The organism is Halomonas sp. MMSF_3323, from assembly GCF_030733595.1.
In the GTDB taxonomy this organism is placed as follows: Bacteria; Pseudomonadota; Gammaproteobacteria; order Pseudomonadales; family Halomonadaceae; genus Halomonas; species Halomonas litopenaei.
Map to the genome: position 1 here is coordinate 30,612 of NZ_JASHIT010000005.1, position 19,291 is coordinate 49,902.

General features: G+C 66.1%; 14 protein-coding genes. 8 read left to right on the top strand and 6 right to left on the bottom strand.

Features of this window, described 5'->3' with window-relative positions:
• Positions 1-2: 2 nt before the first annotated feature.
• From RBB39_RS03400 to RBB39_RS03410, 3 genes are all read left to right on the top strand, one after another.
• Positions 3-2,228, top strand: a complete 2,226-nt coding sequence (locus RBB39_RS03400) for an HlyD family efflux transporter periplasmic adaptor subunit (RefSeq protein WP_306168791.1) — start codon at positions 3-5, stop codon at positions 2,226-2,228.
• Between the two features lie 165 nt (positions 2,229-2,393).
• Positions 2,394-3,158, top strand: a complete 765-nt coding sequence (locus RBB39_RS03405) for a FadR/GntR family transcriptional regulator (protein ID WP_045994538.1) — start codon at positions 2,394-2,396, stop codon at positions 3,156-3,158.
• A 104-nt stretch (positions 3,159-3,262) separates the two neighbouring features.
• A complete protein-coding gene (locus RBB39_RS03410; RefSeq protein WP_045994537.1) occupies positions 3,263-3,892 on the top strand; it encodes a CDP-alcohol phosphatidyltransferase family protein in 630 nt (209 codons plus the stop codon).
• Between the two features lie 103 nt (positions 3,893-3,995).
• Here the strand turns inward: RBB39_RS03410 and RBB39_RS03415 are convergent, their stop codons facing one another.
• Positions 3,996-5,420 (bottom strand): sugar porter family MFS transporter, encoded by a 1,425-nt coding sequence (locus tag RBB39_RS03415; protein ID WP_045994536.1) that lies wholly within the window; start codon positions 5,418-5,420, stop codon positions 3,996-3,998.
• A 45-nt stretch (positions 5,421-5,465) separates the two neighbouring features.
• Positions 5,466-6,239, bottom strand: a complete 774-nt coding sequence (locus RBB39_RS03420) for an SDR family NAD(P)-dependent oxidoreductase (protein WP_045994535.1) — start codon at positions 6,237-6,239, stop codon at positions 5,466-5,468.
• 713 nt (positions 6,240-6,952) lie between these two features.
• Here RBB39_RS03420 and RBB39_RS03425 point away from each other — a divergent pair.
• Complete coding sequence (locus RBB39_RS03425) at positions 6,953-8,179, top strand: ROK family transcriptional regulator (RefSeq protein ID WP_045994713.1); 1,227 nt, start codon at positions 6,953-6,955, stop codon at positions 8,177-8,179.
• Between the two features lie 83 nt (positions 8,180-8,262).
• Here the strand turns inward: RBB39_RS03425 and RBB39_RS03430 are convergent, their stop codons facing one another.
• The 4 genes from RBB39_RS03430 to RBB39_RS03445 form a co-directional block, all read right to left on the bottom strand.
• Complete coding sequence (locus tag RBB39_RS03430) at positions 8,263-9,219, bottom strand: Gfo/Idh/MocA family protein (RefSeq protein WP_239452617.1); 957 nt, start codon at positions 9,217-9,219, stop codon at positions 8,263-8,265.
• A gap of 252 nt (positions 9,220-9,471) precedes the next feature.
• Positions 9,472-10,401: a LysR substrate-binding domain-containing protein gene (locus RBB39_RS03435; RefSeq protein WP_045994712.1), complete on the bottom strand. Its 930-nt coding sequence runs from the start codon at positions 10,399-10,401 to the stop codon at positions 9,472-9,474.
• Between the two features lie 510 nt (positions 10,402-10,911).
• On the bottom strand, positions 10,912-12,714 hold the full coding sequence (locus tag RBB39_RS03440; RefSeq protein ID WP_045994711.1) for an IlvD/Edd family dehydratase: 1,803 nt from the start codon (positions 12,712-12,714) through the stop codon (positions 10,912-10,914).
• A 72-nt stretch (positions 12,715-12,786) separates the two neighbouring features.
• Entirely contained in the window at positions 12,787-14,598 is a 1,812-nt protein-coding gene (locus tag RBB39_RS03445) for an IlvD/Edd family dehydratase (RefSeq protein ID WP_239452616.1), read from the bottom strand.
• A 241-nt stretch (positions 14,599-14,839) separates the two neighbouring features.
• Here RBB39_RS03445 and RBB39_RS03450 point away from each other — a divergent pair, with 241 nt between their 5' ends.
• The 4 genes from RBB39_RS03450 (at position 14,840) to araD1 (ending at position 19,229) form a co-directional block, all read left to right on the top strand.
• Positions 14,840-15,874 (top strand): TRAP transporter substrate-binding protein, encoded by a 1,035-nt coding sequence (locus RBB39_RS03450; protein WP_306168792.1) that lies wholly within the window; start codon positions 14,840-14,842, stop codon positions 15,872-15,874.
• Between the two features lie 150 nt (positions 15,875-16,024).
• Positions 16,025-16,732, top strand: a complete 708-nt coding sequence (locus RBB39_RS03455; RefSeq protein ID WP_306168793.1) for a TRAP transporter small permease subunit — start codon at positions 16,025-16,027, stop codon at positions 16,730-16,732.
• Positions 16,732-18,036: a TRAP transporter large permease subunit gene (locus tag RBB39_RS03460; RefSeq protein ID WP_124804832.1), complete on the top strand. Its 1,305-nt coding sequence runs from the start codon at positions 16,732-16,734 to the stop codon at positions 18,034-18,036. The genes RBB39_RS03455 and RBB39_RS03460 overlap by 1 nt, the downstream gene beginning before the upstream one ends.
• Positions 18,037-18,212: 176 nt before the next feature.
• Positions 18,213-19,229 (top strand): AraD1 family protein, encoded by a 1,017-nt coding sequence (araD1, locus tag RBB39_RS03465; RefSeq protein ID WP_045995300.1) that lies wholly within the window; start codon positions 18,213-18,215, stop codon positions 19,227-19,229.
• Positions 19,230-19,291: the final 62 nt, after the last annotated feature.

Consider the following 19,291-nt stretch of genomic DNA (forward strand, 5'->3'; position numbering starts at 1 on the left):
CCATGGCCTCAGCGACACCCGCGAGCCATGGCCCGGGGGCTTCCCATAGTGCGGCTGCCTCACCCACGGAGGGCAACGCCAGTCCCTTTACCGCGACGATGGCCCATCACACCGCCGGCGTCGATGAACGCTCGGATCGTCCGCCGCCACCGCTGCGCGAGGACCTGGTGCTAGTGGATGCAGGTCGTGATCGCCATGGCGAGCCCCAGTGGTCGATCCAGGACCCGGTGACCAATCGCTTCTACCGGATCGGCTGGCTCGAGTTCGAGTGTCTGGCGCGCTGGGGGGCGAGTCCCGCGCGGATTCGCGACGAGATCGCCGCCCAGACGCCGATGCAGCCGTCGCTCGAGCAGGTGCTCGAACTAGTGGACTTTCTCGAGCATCACCGTCTCTTGCGGGCCGGGCCCGACGCTACCGACCGATTGGCCCGCGAGGCCGCCACAGGCGCCGCCTGGCGCAAGCTGTCCTGGTGGCTGCATCACTATCTGTTCTTTCGCCTGCCGCTGGTGCGCCCGCAGCACTTTCTCGGCGCCGTGGTGCGCGCCCTGCCCTGGCTGTTCAGCCGTGGCATGGTCACGGCGGTGCTGTTGCTCGGACTGCTCGGGCTGGTGCTGGTGGTGCGCCGCTGGGACCACTTTACCCACGCGGTGATGGACGCCTTCTCGCTGTCAGGCATGCTCAGCTTCGCCTGTGCACTGGTGGTGGCCAAGGCCTGCCACGAGCTCGGCCATGCCCTGGTGGCGACCCGCCTGGGGGTAAAGGTGGCGCATATGGGCGTCGCCTTTATCGTGCTGTGGCCGATGCTGTACACCGACACCGGCGAGAGCTGGAAGCTCAGGCGCAGTCGATCGCGGCTGGCGATCTCGTCGGCGGGCATGCTGGTGGAGCTTGGCCTGGCAGGCCTGGCGACCCTCGGCTGGGTGCTGACCGAGCCGGGCGCCGTCAATTCGGCACTTCTGTACCTGGCCACCACCAGCTGGGTGCTGAGCCTGGCGATCAACGCAAGTCCCTTCATGCGCTTCGACGGCTACTTCGTGCTGACCGATCTGCTCGACTTCCCCAACCTGCACGAGCGCGCCGGCGCCCAGGCCCGCGTGTGGCTGCGCCGGCGACTGCTGGGGCTCGACGAGGCCTGGCCGGAGCCCTTTCCCCGCCATCAGCGACGTTCGCTGGTGTTGTTCGCCTTCGCCACCTGGCTGTATCGGCTGGTGCTGTTCCTCGGCATCGCCCTGGCCGTCTATCATCTGTTCTTCAAGGCGCTGGGCATCGTCCTGTTCGCCGTGGAAATAGCCTGGTTCATCCTGATGCCTGTCACCCGAGAACTGCAGCACTGGTGGTCCCATCGCCGCGCCGTCCCCCGGCGCTTTCGCCTGGCCTGGCTGTTGGCCCTCGGCACCCTGCTGTTGCTGGCCTGCCTGCCCCTGCAGACCCGCGTCAGCGGGCCTGGCGTGCTCCACGCCGAGCGCGAGCTGACCCTGTACTCGCCGTTTCCCGCACGCCTGGAGACCATCGCCGCCTCCGGGCGGGTCGAGCGAGAGGCGGCCCTGGTGCGGCTGAGCGAGCCGGATATCCGACGTCGCGAGCTGGCCCAGGAAAGCGAGCTCGACCTGCTGGAGGCCGAACTGGCGGGGCTGCTCGACGCCGACGATGGGCGCAATCGCGACAGCGCTACCCTGGCGCTACACCGCGTCAGCGAAAGCGGACGTCAGGCCGCCCGGCGGGAGCAGCAGCGACTGGTCATCAACGCCCCCTTCGCCGGCGAATGGCAGCGCTTCGATCGACAACAGACGCCGGGGCAATGGGTCGCGACCCGAGAGCCGCTGGGCGTACTGGTGGACCCCTCGACCTGGGTCATCGATGCCTACGTGCCTCAGGACGAGGTCCACCGCCTGAGTCCTGGCGCTCGGGTGCGCTTTCTGGTGGAAGGGCACACCCGACCACTGGCCGGACACGTCACCAGCATCGGTGCCACCCGCGCCGAGCACCTGAGTCACCCCCTGCTGGCGGCACGCCACGGCGGCCCGTTGTCCACCTACGAGGACCCGGAGGAGCGCGGCAAGTTGCGTCTTGAACGCGCGCTGATCGCGATCGAAGCCCGCCTGGACAGCCCCTGGACAGGCGGCAGGCAGGCCGCTGGCCAATTGCACATCGACGCCGAGCGTCAGAGCCTGGTCGGCCAGTTCACTACCTGGCTCGCTTCGGTGGTGATCCGCGAGAGCGGCTTCTGAGAAGACGGTTCCCTCTAGACTGCCTGCCCGCGAGCCCACCAGCGCTGCCGCTGTGCCCTATTGTCGCTAAGCCCCGTTGTCGCTATGCCGCGTTGTCACTAAGGCGCATTGTCACTATGTTGCACATTCGCTAGCATCGTCACTGCATTCGCCAGGAGCAAGTCAGTGGCCGTCCCATCTCGCAGCAACAGCAAACGCCCCAGCGTGGCCGACTACCTGGCCGAGGCCATCTTCGGCGGACACTATCGCCCCGGCGACTTCGTGCCCAAGGAGGTCGACCTGGCCGAACAGTTTGCACTGAACCGTTCGGCGGTCAGGAGCGACCTGCGCCAGCTGGTGGACGTGGGCATCATCGAACGCATTTCCGGCCACGGCTCCAAGGTGCGCGAGGTCGAGGCCTGGAACATCCTCGACCCGTCGGTCACCGACTGGATGACCCGCTACGCGGCTCCCAACCCCGAGATCCAGCGCGAGATCCTGAGCTTCCGCCTCGACGTCGAGCCCTACGTGGCGATGACCGCAGCCCGCCGCGCGACGGCCCGCGATCTGGTCGCCATCGAGGAGGCCTTCGAGGGCATGGAAAGCGCCATGAACGCCGCCGAGGGCGACGCCAAGCGCTTGCACAGCGATCACGACATCGCCTTCCATGTGGCCATCTTCAAGGCCACCCGCAATATCGTCTGGTCCCAGCTCTCGCATATCCTGCGCCCCTCGATCTACCTGCTGATCGAGACCTCCAACGAAAGCGCCAGCGACCCCGAGGACAGCCTCGAGCGTCACCGCGAGCTGATGGAGGCGATACGCACGCGGCGTCCCCAGGACGCCTTTCGCGCCGCCCAGGCGGTGCTCGCCGGTACCGCCGATGCCCTGGGCATCAAGCCCGGCGACTCGGTGCTCGGCAGCGACCTGGAGTTGCCTCCTACCGGCTAGTCAAGGCCCTGTGGGAGCCGCCATGCTATGCTGGCGGGCTGGCGCAGCCCACGCACCCGCCAGCCCCGTCCCCCTCGCCTAGCCCGTCAAAAAGGACCTTTGACATGGCCTCCGTGTATGATTTCAAGCCTCGTTTTCAAGCCCTGCTGCGTCCCTTGGTGGGCCGCCTTCACCAGCGTGGCGTCAGCGCCAATCAGGTCACCCTGCTGGCCGCCGTGCTGTCACTGCTGGTGGCGGCAGTGGTTGGCCTCAACGTGCAGACGCAGCTCTGGTTCGTACTGATCGCACTGTGGCTTCCCCTGCGTATGGCGCTCAACGCCATCGACGGCATGCTCGCCCGTGAACACGGCCAGCAGACGGCCCTGGGCGGCTATCTCAACGAGCTTTGCGACGTGGTCTCGGACGCCGCCCTGTTCGTTCCCTTCGCGTTGCTGCCCGAGACGGGCCCCGGCGCCGTCCTGATCGCCATGGTGCTGGCGATCATCGTCGAGTACGCCGGCGTCATGGGCCCCCTGGTCGGCGCCACCCGTCGCTATGATGGCCCCATGGGCAAGAGCGATCGCGCCCTGGTCATCGGCATGCTCGCCCTGGTGGTGGCGGTGGGCCTGGCGGCAGGCTGGTTTATCGCAGCGGTATTCTGGCTGATGGCGGTGCTGATGCTGGTCTCGCTGTACCATCGCGTCCAGCGTGGCATCGCCGAGGCCACTGGAGACGACAAGACCCCGGCGCCTTGATCTCGCCGGGGTCCCACCATCAGCAGGCGTGGCACCTAAGATGCAGGACGACAGCCCCGTTCACCATGGGCAACCCGCCTGCTGCCCAACCCGAACGCATGGGTTACTCGTAGGCCATCTGCTCAAGCTCCCGTCCACGGGTCTCCTTGACCCACTTCATCACGAACACCACCGAGCAGGCCGCGAAGAAGGCGTAGACACCGTAGGCCCCGGCAAGGCCGATTCCCGCCAGCATGATCGGGAAGGTCATGGTGATGGCGAAGTTGGCCAGCCACTGGAACAGCCCCGAGACCGCCAGTCCCGAACCGCGCACCTGGTTGGGGAACATCTCACCGAGCATCACCCACATCACCGGCCCCCAGGACACATTGAAGAACAGCACATAGGCGTTGGCCGCCAGCAGCGCCAGCACCCCCATGTCACCGGCCAAGGCCAGCTTTCCGTCGACCATGCTGGCGGTGGAGAAGGCGTAGGCCAACAGGCACAGGGTCAGCGCCATACCCACTGAACCTGCCCACAAGAGCGGCTTGCGACCGATGCGGTCGATCAGCGCGATGGCGATCAGACAGGCGCCGATCGACACCGCACCGCTGATCACGTTGATCAGCAGGGCATCACCCTCGGAGAAGCCCACCGCCTGCCACAGCACCGCACCGTAGTAGAACACCACGTTGATCCCGACCAGCTGCTGGAACACCGCCAGCCCGATACCGACCCAGACGATGCCGTGCACCTTGCCACTGGTGGCGTTGATCAGGTCCCTGAGGCTCGGCACATGGTCGGCGTTCAGCGACGCCTTGATCTCGGCGACCTTGGCCTGCCCCGCCTGCTCGCCGAGCAGGGTGACCAGCACCCGTGTCGCCTTGTCGTCGCGTCCGCGACTGATCAAGAAACGCGGGCTCTCCGGGATACCCAGCAGTGCCAGCAGAAAGATCGCCGCCGGCAGCATCTCGATCCAGAACATCCAGCGCCAGGCGTCGAAGCCGAACCACAGACTGGCGGTGGAGGCGCCGGCGATCTTGGCCAGCACATAGTTGCTGACGAAGGCGATAAACAGCCCCGAGATGATCGCCACCTGCTGGATCGTGGCCAGCCGTCCGCGCCGCTCGGCCGGCGCCACCTCGCTGATGTAGGCCGGCGTCATCACGCTGGCCGCGCCCACCGCCATGCCGCCGAGCACCCGGTAGATCACGAACTCCAGCGAGCCGGTCGCCACCCCGGAGCCCCAGGCGCTGACCAGAAAGAACACCGCCGACACGATCAGCAGCGCACGACGGCCGTAGCGATCGGCCAGGCGGCCGGCGAAGAAGGCACCGATGGCGCAGCCCAGCAGCATCGAGGCCACGTTGAAGCCGGTGCCGACGCTGTCGGAGTCGAAGGCCGTCTGCAGACCATCGACGGTGCCGTTGATCACGCCGCTGTCAAAGCCGAACAGAAAACCGCCGATGGCGGCGATACAGCAGATGGCGAACACATAGCGTTGTCGCTTTAGCGAGGCGGCGTCCGCCGGTGAGGATACGATAGGCATGCTGAACTCCTTGTTGTTGTGATATCGCGATGGAAAAAAGCTGGGTCACAGCCAGCCGGCGTCCACCCAGTGGTTGTGCGCGGTACAGCCGCTGGCCGCGTCGGAGGCGAGAAACACCACCATCGCCGCGACGTGATGAGGCTCGAGGCGCACCTTGAGCTTCTGTTCGGCGACGATCTGGGCCTCCTGTTCGGCGCTGTACCAGCGGGACTGGCGTGGAGTCTTGACGTTGCCGGGGATCACGCAGTTGACCCGGATGCCCTGTTCACCCAGTTCCTGGGCCAGCGCCCGGGTCAGCCCCTCGATACCGGCCTTGGCCGTCTCGTAGAGCGCCAGGCCTGCCTGGCCCAAGTGCCAGCTGATCGAACCGAGGTTGATCACCGCACCGCCGCCACGCCTGGCCATGCCCGGCGCCACCGCCTGGGTGGCGAACACCAGGTGGCGGAGGTTCACGGCGATGCGTTCGTCGAAATAGGCCGGGGTGATGTCCGCCAGACGATGGCGATCGTCATTGGCCGCGTTGTTGACCAGCACATCGACATCACCGATCGCGCTCAGCACCTCGTCGAGACGCGCTAGATCGGTCAGGTCACAGTGATGGAATTGCAGCCGATCGCGGCCGGCACCCTGCTCGGTCAGACGCGCTACCAGCGCCTGGGATGGCGCCTCGGCGAGGTCGAGAAAGTGCACTTCGGCGCCCTGCTCGACAAACGCCTCCACCAGCCCCTCTCCGATTCCCGAGCCGCCACCGGTGATGACCACCCGCCTGCCCACAAGGCCTGGATAAAGCGCCACCGGTCCTCTGTGTTCCTTCGTCATGTCAGCGTGACTCCCGTTGCTGTTGTAGGGGTTGTACCTAAGCCATCCAGGACTTGCCTGGAAGCGCCTGCGCTCGTCGACGTATCGGCTTGGCCTGTTGGAGGCGGCGCGCGTCACCGCTTTCGCCTTTCGATCGGCGAAGTCTTTCGATTGGCGAAGCCTTTCGTCTGGCGAGATCCGTTCGTTCGACGAGAGATGTTTGTTACTTCTCTTTACTAATATCTCGTTAGTAATTAGTCCTAACTAAGTGCACAGTCTTGTCGAGTCGGACGCCTTGTGCCATTGCACTTATGTCGAACAGTAGCCTCCCTGCGGAAAGGAGCTTGATGGCGCCCGGTGCTCTTCTGAAATCCAGTGCTCTTCTGAAAAGCGGCACAGGCGTCGCACGGATTCACTCAGGATCCTTGTTCGGCCGATGTAGCCGGGCGATGCAGTCGGGCGCTACAGTCGGGCGCTACTGTACGGCGCTAGGCGCTGTCCGAAAAGTCGACGAGCGAAGGTTAGACAAGGCAAAAATCGGTGAGAAAGCGCAGTTTACGGGGTGTAAATGAGCATTTTGACCGGGCTGGCGCACCAGCCGATTTTTAACGCCGTATTACCGAGCGCAGGCACTTTTCAGACAAGCCCTAAAGTCCGGCGCTGCGGCCCGTCGCCCGCCTTGGTACACTCGACGCGACCTTCCCCATCCCTGACAGGGTCGGAGACTTTCGTTCATGACCGCCTCTTCCACCGCCGGCGACCTCGGTGCGCTCAAGTCACGCAACCGCGCCTCTCTGCTGGAGTGGCTGCGCCGCCAACCCGGCCTGACCCGGGCCGAGCTTGCCCAGCGCACCGCCCTGACCAAGGTAACAGTCGGCGCCGCCGTGCAGACGTTGCTGGACCAGGGCTGGCTGGTCGAAGGCGATCTGCTGCGTGGGGGTAGCGGCCGCCCCGGACGGGCGCTGTCCCTCAATCCCGACAGTCATGCCATCCTGGGCATCGAGATCGGGGTCCATGGACTGCACGTGCTCGCCATCAACTTTCATGGCCAGATCCTGGCCCAGCGACACCAGGCCGTGGTGCCGACCCGGCCAGACGATACCCTGGATCAGATCGTGCCCATGGTGCGCGAGCTGATCCGGACGGCGCTTTCTCACAGGACACTGCTCGGTGTGGGACTGGCGGTGCCGGGGCCGACGTCGCCGGAGCAGTCGCGGCTTAGCCTGGCGCCCAACCTGGGCTGGCGAGACGTCCCGCTGCTCGAGATGCTCAGGCAGCGCCTGCCGGAACTCGACGATGATTCGAGACGATTCTGGTGCATGGACAACGAGGCCAAGGCGGCGGCCTTTGGCGAGCTCTATTGCAGCCTGTCCAGCGGCCAGGAGGCCGCGACGCCGTCGTCACTGTTGTACGTCAGCGCGGCTACCGGGATCGGCAGCGGGCTGGTGGTGCAAGGCACGCCGCCCCGGGTGATTCGCGGCGTGCATGGGCTGGCCGGCGAGATCGGCCACACACTCCTGGCGCCGGGGGGCAAGCCGTGTCACTGCGGTAACCACGGCTGCGCCGAGACCCTGGTCAGTGGCTGGGCCCTGCGTGATGCCCTGGGTATCGAGGCCGGCGCCTCCTTGAGCGAAGGCATCAAGCATCACCGCGACCCCGACCTGGTGGCCGAGACCCTCAACCAGGCAGGGGAAGCCCTGGGCCTGCTGCTGCTCAATCTCCACCTCACCCTGAATCCCGAGCGCATCGTCATCGGTGGCTCGCTGGTGAAGCTGGGTCCAGCGCTGCTGGACCCGGCGCTTGCGTTCTTCACTCGTCATCAGAACCATCTGCTGCCACAGGCGCCGCCGATCCCGGTGCGCATCCTCGACGACAGCCTGGCGACCGCCGCCCGCGGCGCTGCCGCCCAGGTACTGTGCCAGCTGCTGGCTCGCCACGACGAATTCGCCACTGACGAATAACCCGCTGTTTCTGAAAGGTTCAGCTCACACCAGGTGAGCGACGACGTCGTGGGTCATCGAGAGATCGACGCGAAGTGGCGTGTTCAGGCGCTGCCATCATCGTCGACGAAGGCCTCGGTGGCCTGACGATGCCCCAGCATCAGGGCGTCGGCCACCTGCTGCAGCGGCGTGATGTCCATATCGCTGTGGCCAGCCTCGAGCAAGCTGTGGAAGTGCGCGTAGACCCCCTGGTATTCGCGCTCCGGCTCATCGATCAGCGTCTCACCATCGACGATAAGACGGGCGCCCCCCGCCTCCAGGGTCAAGGTTCCCCCATCGGTGACGAAGGTCATCTCCCAGCACGGCGGGTCCTCGTGACGGAAGTCGAAGTCACCGCTCAGCAGGACGCCATCAGCGGTACGCCATTCAAGCGTCGCCGCGATGGGTGTCTGGGCGTTGGCGGGCACGACCAGATTGGCCCGCTTCAAGAAGAACGGATCGGGCAGCAGTGCGGTAACGATGGACAGGGCGTTGATGCCCGGATCGAACACCCCCATGCCGCCGGCTTCCCACAGCCAGGCCTGGCCTGGATGCCACACCCGCACGTCCTCGTGCCAGCGAATATCGACGCCCTCGACCCGGCGTCCAGCGAGCCAGTCAGCGGCCGCGGCGATGCCCGGGGCAAAGCGCGAGTGCCAGGCGGCGAACAGCGTAAGTCCCGCCTTTTCGGCCTGTGCCTTGAGGTCCTGCACCTCGGCCAGGGTGGCCCCCGGCGGCTTTTCCAACAGCACCGCCTTGCCACGGGCCAGCGCCTGACTGGCGAGCCTGTGGCGCAGATGGGCAGGGGTGCAGATCGCCACGGCGTCGATATCCGGCTCGGCGTCGAGCATCTCCTCGAGACTTGCGTAGGACGCCACGTCCTCCAGGCGCGAATGAGGGTCCGCCGACGCCACCAGCTCAAGACCTTCGGTGGCTCGGATGGCGTCCACATGCTGATCCCGGACGATCTTGCCGGCGCCGGCCACGCCCAGTCGAAACGGCTTCGCTTTCATCTGCTCCATCTCTCCCCTCTCCTCCAACTTTTCCCCTCATCCATCTCTTCCATCTCCATCAGCGCCCCCGTCTTCTTTCCTGCCTCTCTTGGCTCTCTTTCCTCTCCCCCCTCTCTTGCCTTCCTCCCGTCGACGCACGCCACCGCCAGGCGGGGCGACGAAAGGCCGCCAGCTTATCGCAAGAACAAGGGCAAGAGCAGGTGCCAGGGCCAGGGTCCGGGTCCGGACCAGGCCAGACGGTCTGCCGCCGGACCAGGGATTTCAGCCACCCAGCAGGCCGGGGCGGTGGGCGCCGGAACTGGACCACTGCTTGAACGCGGAGGCCACTTCTTCGGCCAGGGCATCGACCGCTGCGGTAGCTCCGGGTGTTCGCAACAGCACCAGTTGATAGTGCCCCAGGGGCGGCAGCCCTTCGGACTCTGCCAGGGTGACCAGTGGCGGCTCCACCAGGCTGCGAGGCAAGGCGGACACCGCCAGGTCGGCGTCGAGTATCGCCAGATGGCCGGCGCAGTTCTCGCTGACGTAGGCGATGCGATAGTCGACATTGGCCCCATCCAGCGCCGACAGGGCAAGCTTTCGCCAGGCACAGCCGGCGTTGGCCACCGCCAGCGGCAGCGGTCGCCGCTGGTGCGCCGCCCCTCCTCCGCGTCCGACCCATGCCAGCGCTTCCCGGTGGACCACCTCACCCCGGGCGCCAGCCAGGCCTTGCGTGCCGGCGGTGATCAGCGCCACGTCGACCTCGCCGGCGTCCAGCCGCGCCACCAGATCCTCACTCGGCGCCACGGTCACGTCCACCTGGACCTCGGGAAAACACCGCGCAAACCGCGAAAGCACCCACGGCAGTACCCGGGTCCCGACATCGTCAGAGGTGCCCAGGCGAACGCCGCCCTGCAGCGGCGCCTGCAGAAACTGGGAGACCGTCTCGTGGTTGAGCTGCAACAGACGCCGGGCATAGCCCAAAAGCTTTTCGCCCTCGGGCGTCGGCACCACTCGCCGCGCATGGCGCAGCAGCAGCCGCTGTTCGAGCGTCGCCTCGAGGGTCTTGACCTGCATGCTCAGGGCAGAGGGTGTGCGATGCACCTGTCTTGCCGCACGGGAAAAGCTGCCATGTTCCACGATGGCAACGAAGTTGTGGACGATGTCGAGATCCAGCAGCGGCAACGGACGTGCGCTCAAATGGTCGCTGTGCATGTCACTACCATTTTCAATTTATCTGAAAATAAAGTGTAGAGACTTTCGCTGGAATGAACCACAGAGGACGACCATGCTGGCAGACATCCCGATACCGATCGGGACAGGACGCAAGGAGGTGCGCCATGCGCTTCCTGCGAGCGCGAACAGCGACGACGTCTCACCGCCTGCCCGCGCGCCAACGATGCGAACTGGCCACCCCGTGCAGACGGTGGTTGAACCACACTCTGGAGGTAGACCATGCGCCCTTTTGATCCTCCCCTGCACCAGCATGATCGCAGGCGCAGACGTTCGACTCGGCTACCCGAGATCGTGCTGCCATGCTCACCGCCGCTGGGTCTGATCTCGACCCTGGAGCGCTGGGTCAGGCGAGCCTTGCGCCGGCATGACGAACGAACCTGATCCGACACCCTGCCCGTCAACTTGCCCGGGCACCCACCGACGAAACAGCCCGCCCCCGTCAACGACGGGGGCGGGCTGGCTGGCGGTGCACGGGTTGACGTGCGTCGTTCAGTGATTGTCCCTGGGCGGACTCTGGCGCGCCACGTCGCGGTAGGCGTCGGCGCCGCGCAGGGTCATGCCGCGATCCAGTGGTTCGATCAGGGTGCGCTGGATCTCCTGCCACGGCGTCTGGTGGGCCGGATAGGGATAGCCGCCCTGGGCGTCGAGACGCTGTCGACGCTGGGTGATTTCGTCATCGTCCACCAGCAGGCGGACCTCGCAGCGGCCCAGATCCACGCGTAGTCGATCGCCGGTCTGGACCAGCGCCAGCGGCCCGCCGGTGGCGGCTTCCGGCGAGGCGTTGAGGATCGAGGGCGATCCCGAGGTCCCCGACTGACGCCCGTCGCCCAGACACGGCAGCGACTCGATCCCCTGGCGAATCAGCGCCTCCGGCGGCTGCATGTTGACCACCTCGGCGCCGCCAGGATGGCCCACCGGTCCCGCCCCACGCATGATCAGGATGGTGCTGGCGTCGATGCCGAGTTCGGGATCGTCGATGCGGGCGTGGTAGTCCTCGGAGCCGTCGAACACCACCACCCGGCCCTCGAAGGCATCCGGGTCGTCCGGGTTCTCGAGAAACCGCCGACGAAAGTCCGGCGAGATCACGCTGGTCTTCATCAGCGCCGAGTCGAACAGGTTGCCCTTGAGGTTCAGGAAGCCGGCGTGTTCGACCAGCGGATTGTCGAAGCGTCGGATGACCTCCTCGTCCTGCGTCTCGCGGCCCGCGATGCTGTCGGCCAGGCGGCGGCCGTCGACGCCGGTGACGTCGCCGTGCAGCAGACCGCGCTCGAGCAGCTCGTGCTGTACCGCCGGCACCCCGCCGGCACGATGGAACTCCTCACCCAGGTAGGCACCGGCCGGCATCACGTTGGCCAGCAGCGGAATCCGGTGGCCCAGCCGCTGCCAGTCGTCGTTGTCGAGCGCAACGCCTGCATGGCGGGCGATGGCGTTGACGTGGATCGGCGCATTGGACGATCCCCCCAGCGCCGAACACACCACCACCGCGTTCTCGAACGCCTCGCGCGTCAGGATGTCGAGCGGGCGCAGGTCCTGCCATACCATCTCGACCGCGCGCTGGCCGGTGTCGTAGGCGACCATCGCGCGTTCCTTGTAGGGCCCGGGAATCATCGCCGACCCCGGCAGGCTCATGCCCAGCGCCTCGGCCATGGAATTCATGGTGGAGGCGGTGCCCATGGTGTTGCAGTGGCCCACCGAAGGCGCCGAGTCGCTGGCCCGGGCAAGAAACTCGGCGTAGTCGATGTCGCCGGCGGCCAGGCGCTTTCTCAGCTCCCAGATGATGGTGCCGGAGCCGACCCGCTCGTTGCCCCGCCAGCCGTTGAGCATGGGGCCGCCGGACAGCACGATGGCCGGAATGTTGACCGTCGCCGCCGCCATCAGGCAGGCCGGGGTGGTCTTGTCACAGCCGGTGGTCAGCACCACGCCGTCCAGCGGGTAGCCGTGCAGCACCTCCACCAGGCCCAGGTAGGCCAGGTTGCGGTCGAGTGCTGCGGTGGGCCGGCGCACGTTCTCGTGGATCGGATGCAGGGGAAACTCGAAGGGCACCCCGCCGGCGGCGCGAATGCCATCCTTGACCCTCTTGACCAGCTCGATGTGGTGACGATTGCAGGGGGTCAGGTCGGAACCGGACTGGGCGATGCCGATGATCGGCTTGCCCGAGGTCAGCTCATCGAGGGTCACCCCGTAGTTGAGGTAGCGCTCGATGCACAGCGCAGTGGTACCCGGGTGGTCGGGGTTGTCGAACCACCAGCGGGAACGCAGCTGGTCGGGGGTAAGGCGGGGGCGCTGGGTCATGGTGTTCTCCTGCGGTTGCCGCCGGCATGCGAGCGGCAACGGTCTGCCATTGGGTGCGAAGGTCGGGAGCGCTCAGTGGGAGTGTCGCGGAACGTCCGCGCCACGACAGCCCACCAGAAAGTCGAAGTCGCAGCCTTCATCGGCCTGCAGCACGTGCTCGATGTAGAGCTGACGGTAGCCACCGCTGGAGGCGATACGGCGCGACGCCTCGGTGGGATCGCTGGCGGCCAGGCGCCGCTCGAGCTCGGCCTCGTCGACGTCCAGATGCAGGCGCCCGTCGTAGGCGTCAAGCTCAATCCAGTCGCCGTTCTCTACCGCCGCCAGGGGACCGCCGGCCGCCGCCTCCGGCGCCACATGCAGGACCACGGTGCCATAGGCGGTACCGCTCATGCGAGCGTCCGAGATCCGCACCATGTCGGTCACGCCCTGGGCCAGGAGCTTCGCCGGCAGGCCCATGTTGCCCACCTCGGCCATGCCGTGGTAGCCCTTGGGACCGCAGTGCTTCATCACCAGCACGCTGTCGGCATCGACCTCCAGATCCGGGTCATTGATCCGCGCCTTGTAGTCGTCGAAGTTCTCGAACACCACCGCGCGACCACGGTGACGCATCAGTTCGGGGCTCGCCGCCGAGGGCTTGAGCACCGCTCCCTTGGGCGCCAGGTTGCCGCGCAGCACGCACATGCCACCGTCGTCCACCAGCGGGTTGTCCAGCTCACGAATCACCTGATCGTTGTAGAGCGGCGCATCCTTGACGTTGTCCCACAGGGTCTGGCCGTTGACCGTCAGCGCCTCCTTGTGGGGCAGGCGGTCTGCCTCACCGAGGCGCCGCAGCACCGCCGGAAGCCCGCCGGCGTAGTAGAACTCCTCCATCAGAAAGCGCCCCGACGGCTGCAGGTCGACGATGGTCGGGGTGCCACGCCCTACCCGGTTCCAGTCATCGAGCTCGAGCTCGACGCCCATGCGTCCGGCGATCGCCTTGAGGTGGATCACCGCATTGGTCGAGCCACCGATGGCGGCGTTGGTGCGAATGGCGTTCTCGAAGGCCTCCCGGGTCAACACCCGAGACAACCGCAGGTCCTCCTTGACCATGTCGACGATGCGATTGCCCGACAGGTGCGCCAGCACATAGCGGCGCGAGTCCACAGCAGGAATCGCCGCATTGTGGGGCAGCGACACGCCCAGCGATTCCGCCATGCAGGCCATGGTGGAGGCCGTGCCCATGGTGTTGCAGGTGCCGGCGGAGCGTGACATGCCGGCCTCTGCGGCCATGAAGTCGTGGATCGAGATCTTGCCTGCCTTGACCTCCTCGGACAGCTGCCAGACCACGGTGCCGGAGCCGATATCCCGGCCCTTGTGCTTGCCGTTGAGCATCGGCCCGCCGGTGACCACGATGGCCGGGATGTCGCAGCTGGCCGCCCCCATCAACAGCGCCGGAGTGGTCTTGTCGCAGCCGGTCAGCAACACCACGCCGTCCAGCGGATTGCCGCGAATGGCCTCCTCCACGTCCATGCTCGCCAGGTTGCGGGTGAACATGGCGGTGGGACGCAGATTGGATTCGCCGTTGGAGAACACCGGGAACTCCACCGGGTAGCCGCCCGCCTCCAGCACCCCCTTCTTGACGTGCTCGGCCAGCTTGCGGAAGTGGGCGTTGCACGGTGTGAGCTCGGAGAAGGTGTTGCAGATACCGATGATCGGGCGGCCATCGAATTCGTGGTCAGGAATCCCCTGATTCTTCATCCAGCTGCGGTACATGAAGCCGTTCTTGTCCGCACTGCCGAACCACTCGGCGCTACGAAAGCGTGCCTTCTGGGGCACTTCGGTCGCCGCTTCGTCGCTTGCTGCCTCGACACCCACGCTTGGGGAATCCTGATCACTATCGGCCATTGCCTGGCTCCTTCAACTCTGTCACGGGGTGAGCGGCAACCGGTCTGCCTGCTGTCTCGGGCCAATCGCTGGCCTTTGACGTCATGGCGAATACCGACCCGCTCGTCGGGTCCTGGGCAAGCCTACGTCGCGGGCGCCACAAAGTACACACATACGAAAGTATATGTTGAACATACTCGCAACTCGGTCAAGACTTGCCGCCACACCAATAACGATCACGCTCTCATCAGGGAGATCGACCATGCGAGCTATCCCCAGGCTTTCCCGTCTTGCCGCCTCCATCGGTGCGGCATCCATCGCCATCACTGCTGCCGCCAGTGCCCAGGCCGCTGAATACGAGTGGACCTTCCAGGCCTCCGAGACCGCCGGCGAGCCGAGCTTCAAGATCAAGCAGGAGTGGGCCGAGCGCATCGAGACCATGACCGATGGCCGTGTGGCCATCGAGGTGTTGCCGATCAACTCGGTGGTAGGTCCCACCGAAACCCTGCAGGCGGTGAGTTCCGGCATCCTGCAGGGCCATATGACCGACCCCAGCTACTTCTCCGGCCAGAACCCGGCCTTCGGCATGCTCGGCAATCTGGTGGGCGCCTGGAACGACCCCTACGACTTCCTCGAGTTCATGAACAACGCCGGCGGCGAGGATCTCTACAACGAGCTGGTGGAGCCCTACGGCGCCCATCTGGTGGCGGCGGCGACCTTCCCGCTGGAGTCGATCCCGTCCACGGTGGCCATCGAGTCGCTGGAAGACTTCGAGAGACTCAAGATTCGTGCGCCCCAGGGCATGGTCTACAACATCTTCGAGCGCATAGGCGCCACGCCGGTCAACCTGCCCGGCTCCGAGGTCTACACCGGCCTTGAGAAGGGCGTGATCGACGCCGCCGACTCCACGGTGCTGTCGAACAACGACGCCCAGGGCCTCCATGCCTTTGCGCCCTACCCGCTGTACCCGGGCTTCCACTCCATGCCGATGATCGCGGTATCGGTGAACAAGGATATCTGGGACGGCCTGCCCGAAGACCTTCAGACCACCCTCGAGACCGCCTTCGACGCCATGGCCTACGACCTGATCGCCCGACTCAAGGCCCAGGACATCGAAGCGCTTGCCCGTCTCCAGGAGGACCCGGAGGTTCACCCGTTCGACCTGCCCGACGAAGAACGCAAGGCCTTCCGTCAGGCGGCTGAACAGGAATGGCAGGAGTGGGCCGGCAAGAACGAGATGACCCAGAAGGTCTACGACGCCGCCACCGGCTTCCTGACCGCCCGCGGCCAACTGTAAGCCTCGCCAGCCGTCCTGCCCCCGATGGGGGCCCTGCCCCCCGGTCCAGCCTGCTGACACCGGGGGGCAGCTCCGTGACGACTTGCTGACCGCACCCGTGGTCGTAACCTTCAACCTGTTGACCAACGCCGCCAGCGGCCTGGAGCAACCATGACGCCTCCCTCCTCCCACAACACCCCCGCCGGATCGCCACATGACGGCGCCGGGCGGCCGCCTGATCCGTCACAAGAGCCTTCGCACGAGCCTTCGCATGATCCTTCACCCGAGCCTTCTCGCGGCCCGAACCCCGACCCGTCGGCGGACAGGACGCCCGAGCGTGCCCCCGATGTGGTGCGCAGTCGTTTCGATCGTGGCGTGGTCCGGGTGGCCCAGTTCGCCGCCTGGCTGGTGTTCATCGCCATGGCCATCAGCGTCTATGAGGTGATCATGCGCTACGGCTTCGGCGCGCCCACCTCCTGGGTCCACGAGAGCGTGGTCATGCTGGTGGCGGCCAGCTTCTGTCTCGGCGGCCCGGCCGCGCTGGCCTCCAACCGCCATATCCGGGTCAAGGTGCTCTACGACGCCGTGGGCCCGAGGTTCCGGCTGTGGCTCGACCGCTTCAATGACCTGGTCACCTTCGGCTTCTGCCTGGGCATGACCTACGCCGCCTGGGTGATGTTCTACGGCGCCTCCCACAACCCCCTCGGCGAGTGGCAGCTGGAGCGCTCCGGCACCTCCTGGAACCCGCCGTTCCCGGCCCTGGTCAAGGGCATGATCCTCGCCGCGGTGGCGATCATGTGCGTCCAGGCGCTGATTCACCTGATCCAGTCGATCAAGGGCAAGCCCGCCCCCGACGCACCCGAAGGAGGCGCTGACTGATGAGCATCGCAGACGGAACCCTGCTGCTGGTCGGCGCCATCTTCGCGCTGCTGGTCACCGGCCTGCCGCTGGCCTTTATCACCGGCCTGGTGGCGCTGGCCTTTACCTTCGGCTGGTTCGGCCCCAACGCCCTGCCGCTGGTGACCAGCCGGGTCTACGGCTTCGTCACCGAGTACTCGCTGGTGGCGGTGCCGATGTTCGTGCTGATGGCCTCGCTGCTCGACCGATCGGGCATCGCCAAGGATCTGTTCAACGCCATGCGGGTGTTCGCCGGGCGACTGCCCGGGGGCGTCGCCGTGCAGACCGTGGTGGTGGCGTTCTTCCTGGCCGCGCTGTCCGGCATCATCGGCGGCGAGATCGTGCTGCTCGGCATCCTGGCGCTGCCGCAGATGCTCCGCCTCGGCTACGACAAGCACCTGTCGATCGGCGTAGTCTGCGCCGGCGGGGCGCTCGGTACCATGATGCCGCCGTCCATCGTGCTGATCATCTACGGCCTGATCGCCAGCGTCTCCATCGCCGACCTGTTTACCGCGGCGATCACCCCGGCGGTGATCCTGATGCTGTCCTACATCGGTTATGTGCTGGTGCGCTGCCTGCGCAACCCCGCCATGGGCCCGCCGATGAGCGAGGAGGACCGCAACGCCGGCTTCGCCTCCAGGGGTGCCGCGCTGCGCTCGATCATCGTGCCGGCGCTGATCGCCTTCATGGTGCTGGGCTCGATCTACGGCGGCGTGGCCTCGGTCACCGAGGCGGCGGCCATGGGCGTGTTCGGCGTGCTGCTGGCGGTGCTGGCCCGGGGCGAGTTCTCGTTCTCGATGATGCACCAGAGCCTGTCCCAGACCCTGGTGACCTGCGGCATGATCATCTGGATCGGCATCGGTGCCGCCGCCCTGGTCGGGGTCTACAACCTGATGGGCGGCAACCGCTTCATCTCCGGCATGATCATGGATCTGGACGTCTCGCCCATCGTGATCATCCTGGTGATGATGGCGATCCTGATCGTGCTCGGCATGTTCCTCGACTGGATCGGGGTGGCCATGCTGACCCTGCCGATCTTCGTGCCGATCATCGTGCAGCTGGGCTACAGCCCGATCTGGTTCGGCATCCTGTTCGCGGTGAACATGCAGGTGTCCTTCCTGTCGCCGCCGTTCGGACCCGCGGCCTTCTACCTGAAGGGTGTGGCGCCACCGGAGATCAGCCTCAAGGACATCTTCGTCTCGGTGCTGCCCTTTATCGCCCTGCAGCTATGTGTACTCGCGGCGCTGCTGGTGTGGCCCGAGATGGCCATGTGGCTGGTGCAATGACGCGGATCGGCCCCTCTCCGGGACCAGGCGCCAGGCTAGACGCCAGCAAAGCCACCTTTCCATAACGTCAACCCATACCTTTGTATGTTGACCATACACTACCCCAGAGGCGTAAGATGCCTCTGGGGCCAACCGTGAACCGGGACAAGGCGCCCACGTCACGCAAGGATATCGCCATGCATCATGACACCCCCGAGACCCTTCGCATCATCCAGTGCCGCCACCAGGGCAGCGTCAGGGCCGCCCTGGTCGAAGGACCGGACCGTGTGCGACTGACCGACGCCGACACCTATACCCTGGCACGCCGTGCGCTGGCCGAGGGCAAGGGCCTGGCGACTACGGTCAATGAATGCCTCGGTGACGAGACCCTCGACTACGGCGAACTGGTCGAGAGCGGTCAGCTACTGCCGCCGCTGACCCATCCAGATCCCGCGCACTGCCTGGTCACCGGCACCGGCCTGACCCATCTGGGCAGCGCCGATACCCGCAGCGCCATGCACGCCGACTCGTCCGAAACCGACGACGCCCAGCTGACCGACTCGATGCGCATGTTCAGGCTCGGCGTCGAGGGCGGCAAGCCCGCCGAAGGCCAGGTGGGCGCCCAGCCCGAGTGGTTCTACAAGGGAGATGGTGACTGCGTGGTGGCCCCCGAGGCGCCGCTGCCCTGGCCATCCTTTGCCGAGGATGCAGGCGAAGAGCCGGAACTCGCCGGGCTCTACCTCATCGATGATCAGGGCCGTCCCCATCGGCTGGGCTTCGCCATCGGCAACGAATTCTCGGATCACATCACCGAACGCTACAACTACCTGTGGCTGGCCCACTCGAAGCTTCGCGCCTGCAGTTTCGGCCCCGAACTGCTGATCGGTGAACTACCCTCTCATCTGGAGGGTACTTCGCGTATCACCAGAGACGGCGAGACCCTGTGGGAGAAGCCGTTCTTGACCGGCGAGGACAACATGGCGCACAGCATCGCCAACCTGGAACACCACCACTTCAAGTACCCAGGTTTCCGTCGGCCCGGTGACGTCCACGTCCATTTTTTCGGCACCGCCACCCTGAGCTTCGCCGACGGTGTCAGTGTCAAACCGGGCGAGCGCTACGAGATCGAGCTACCGGCCTTCGGGCGTCCGCTGCGTAATCCGCTGGCGCCGCCCACCGAGGACGAAGAACAGACCAGCGTCACGCCGATGTAATCGACCGGCGACAGGCTTCGACTGTCCCGAACAATGACGACACGAGCATTGAACGCAGGTCG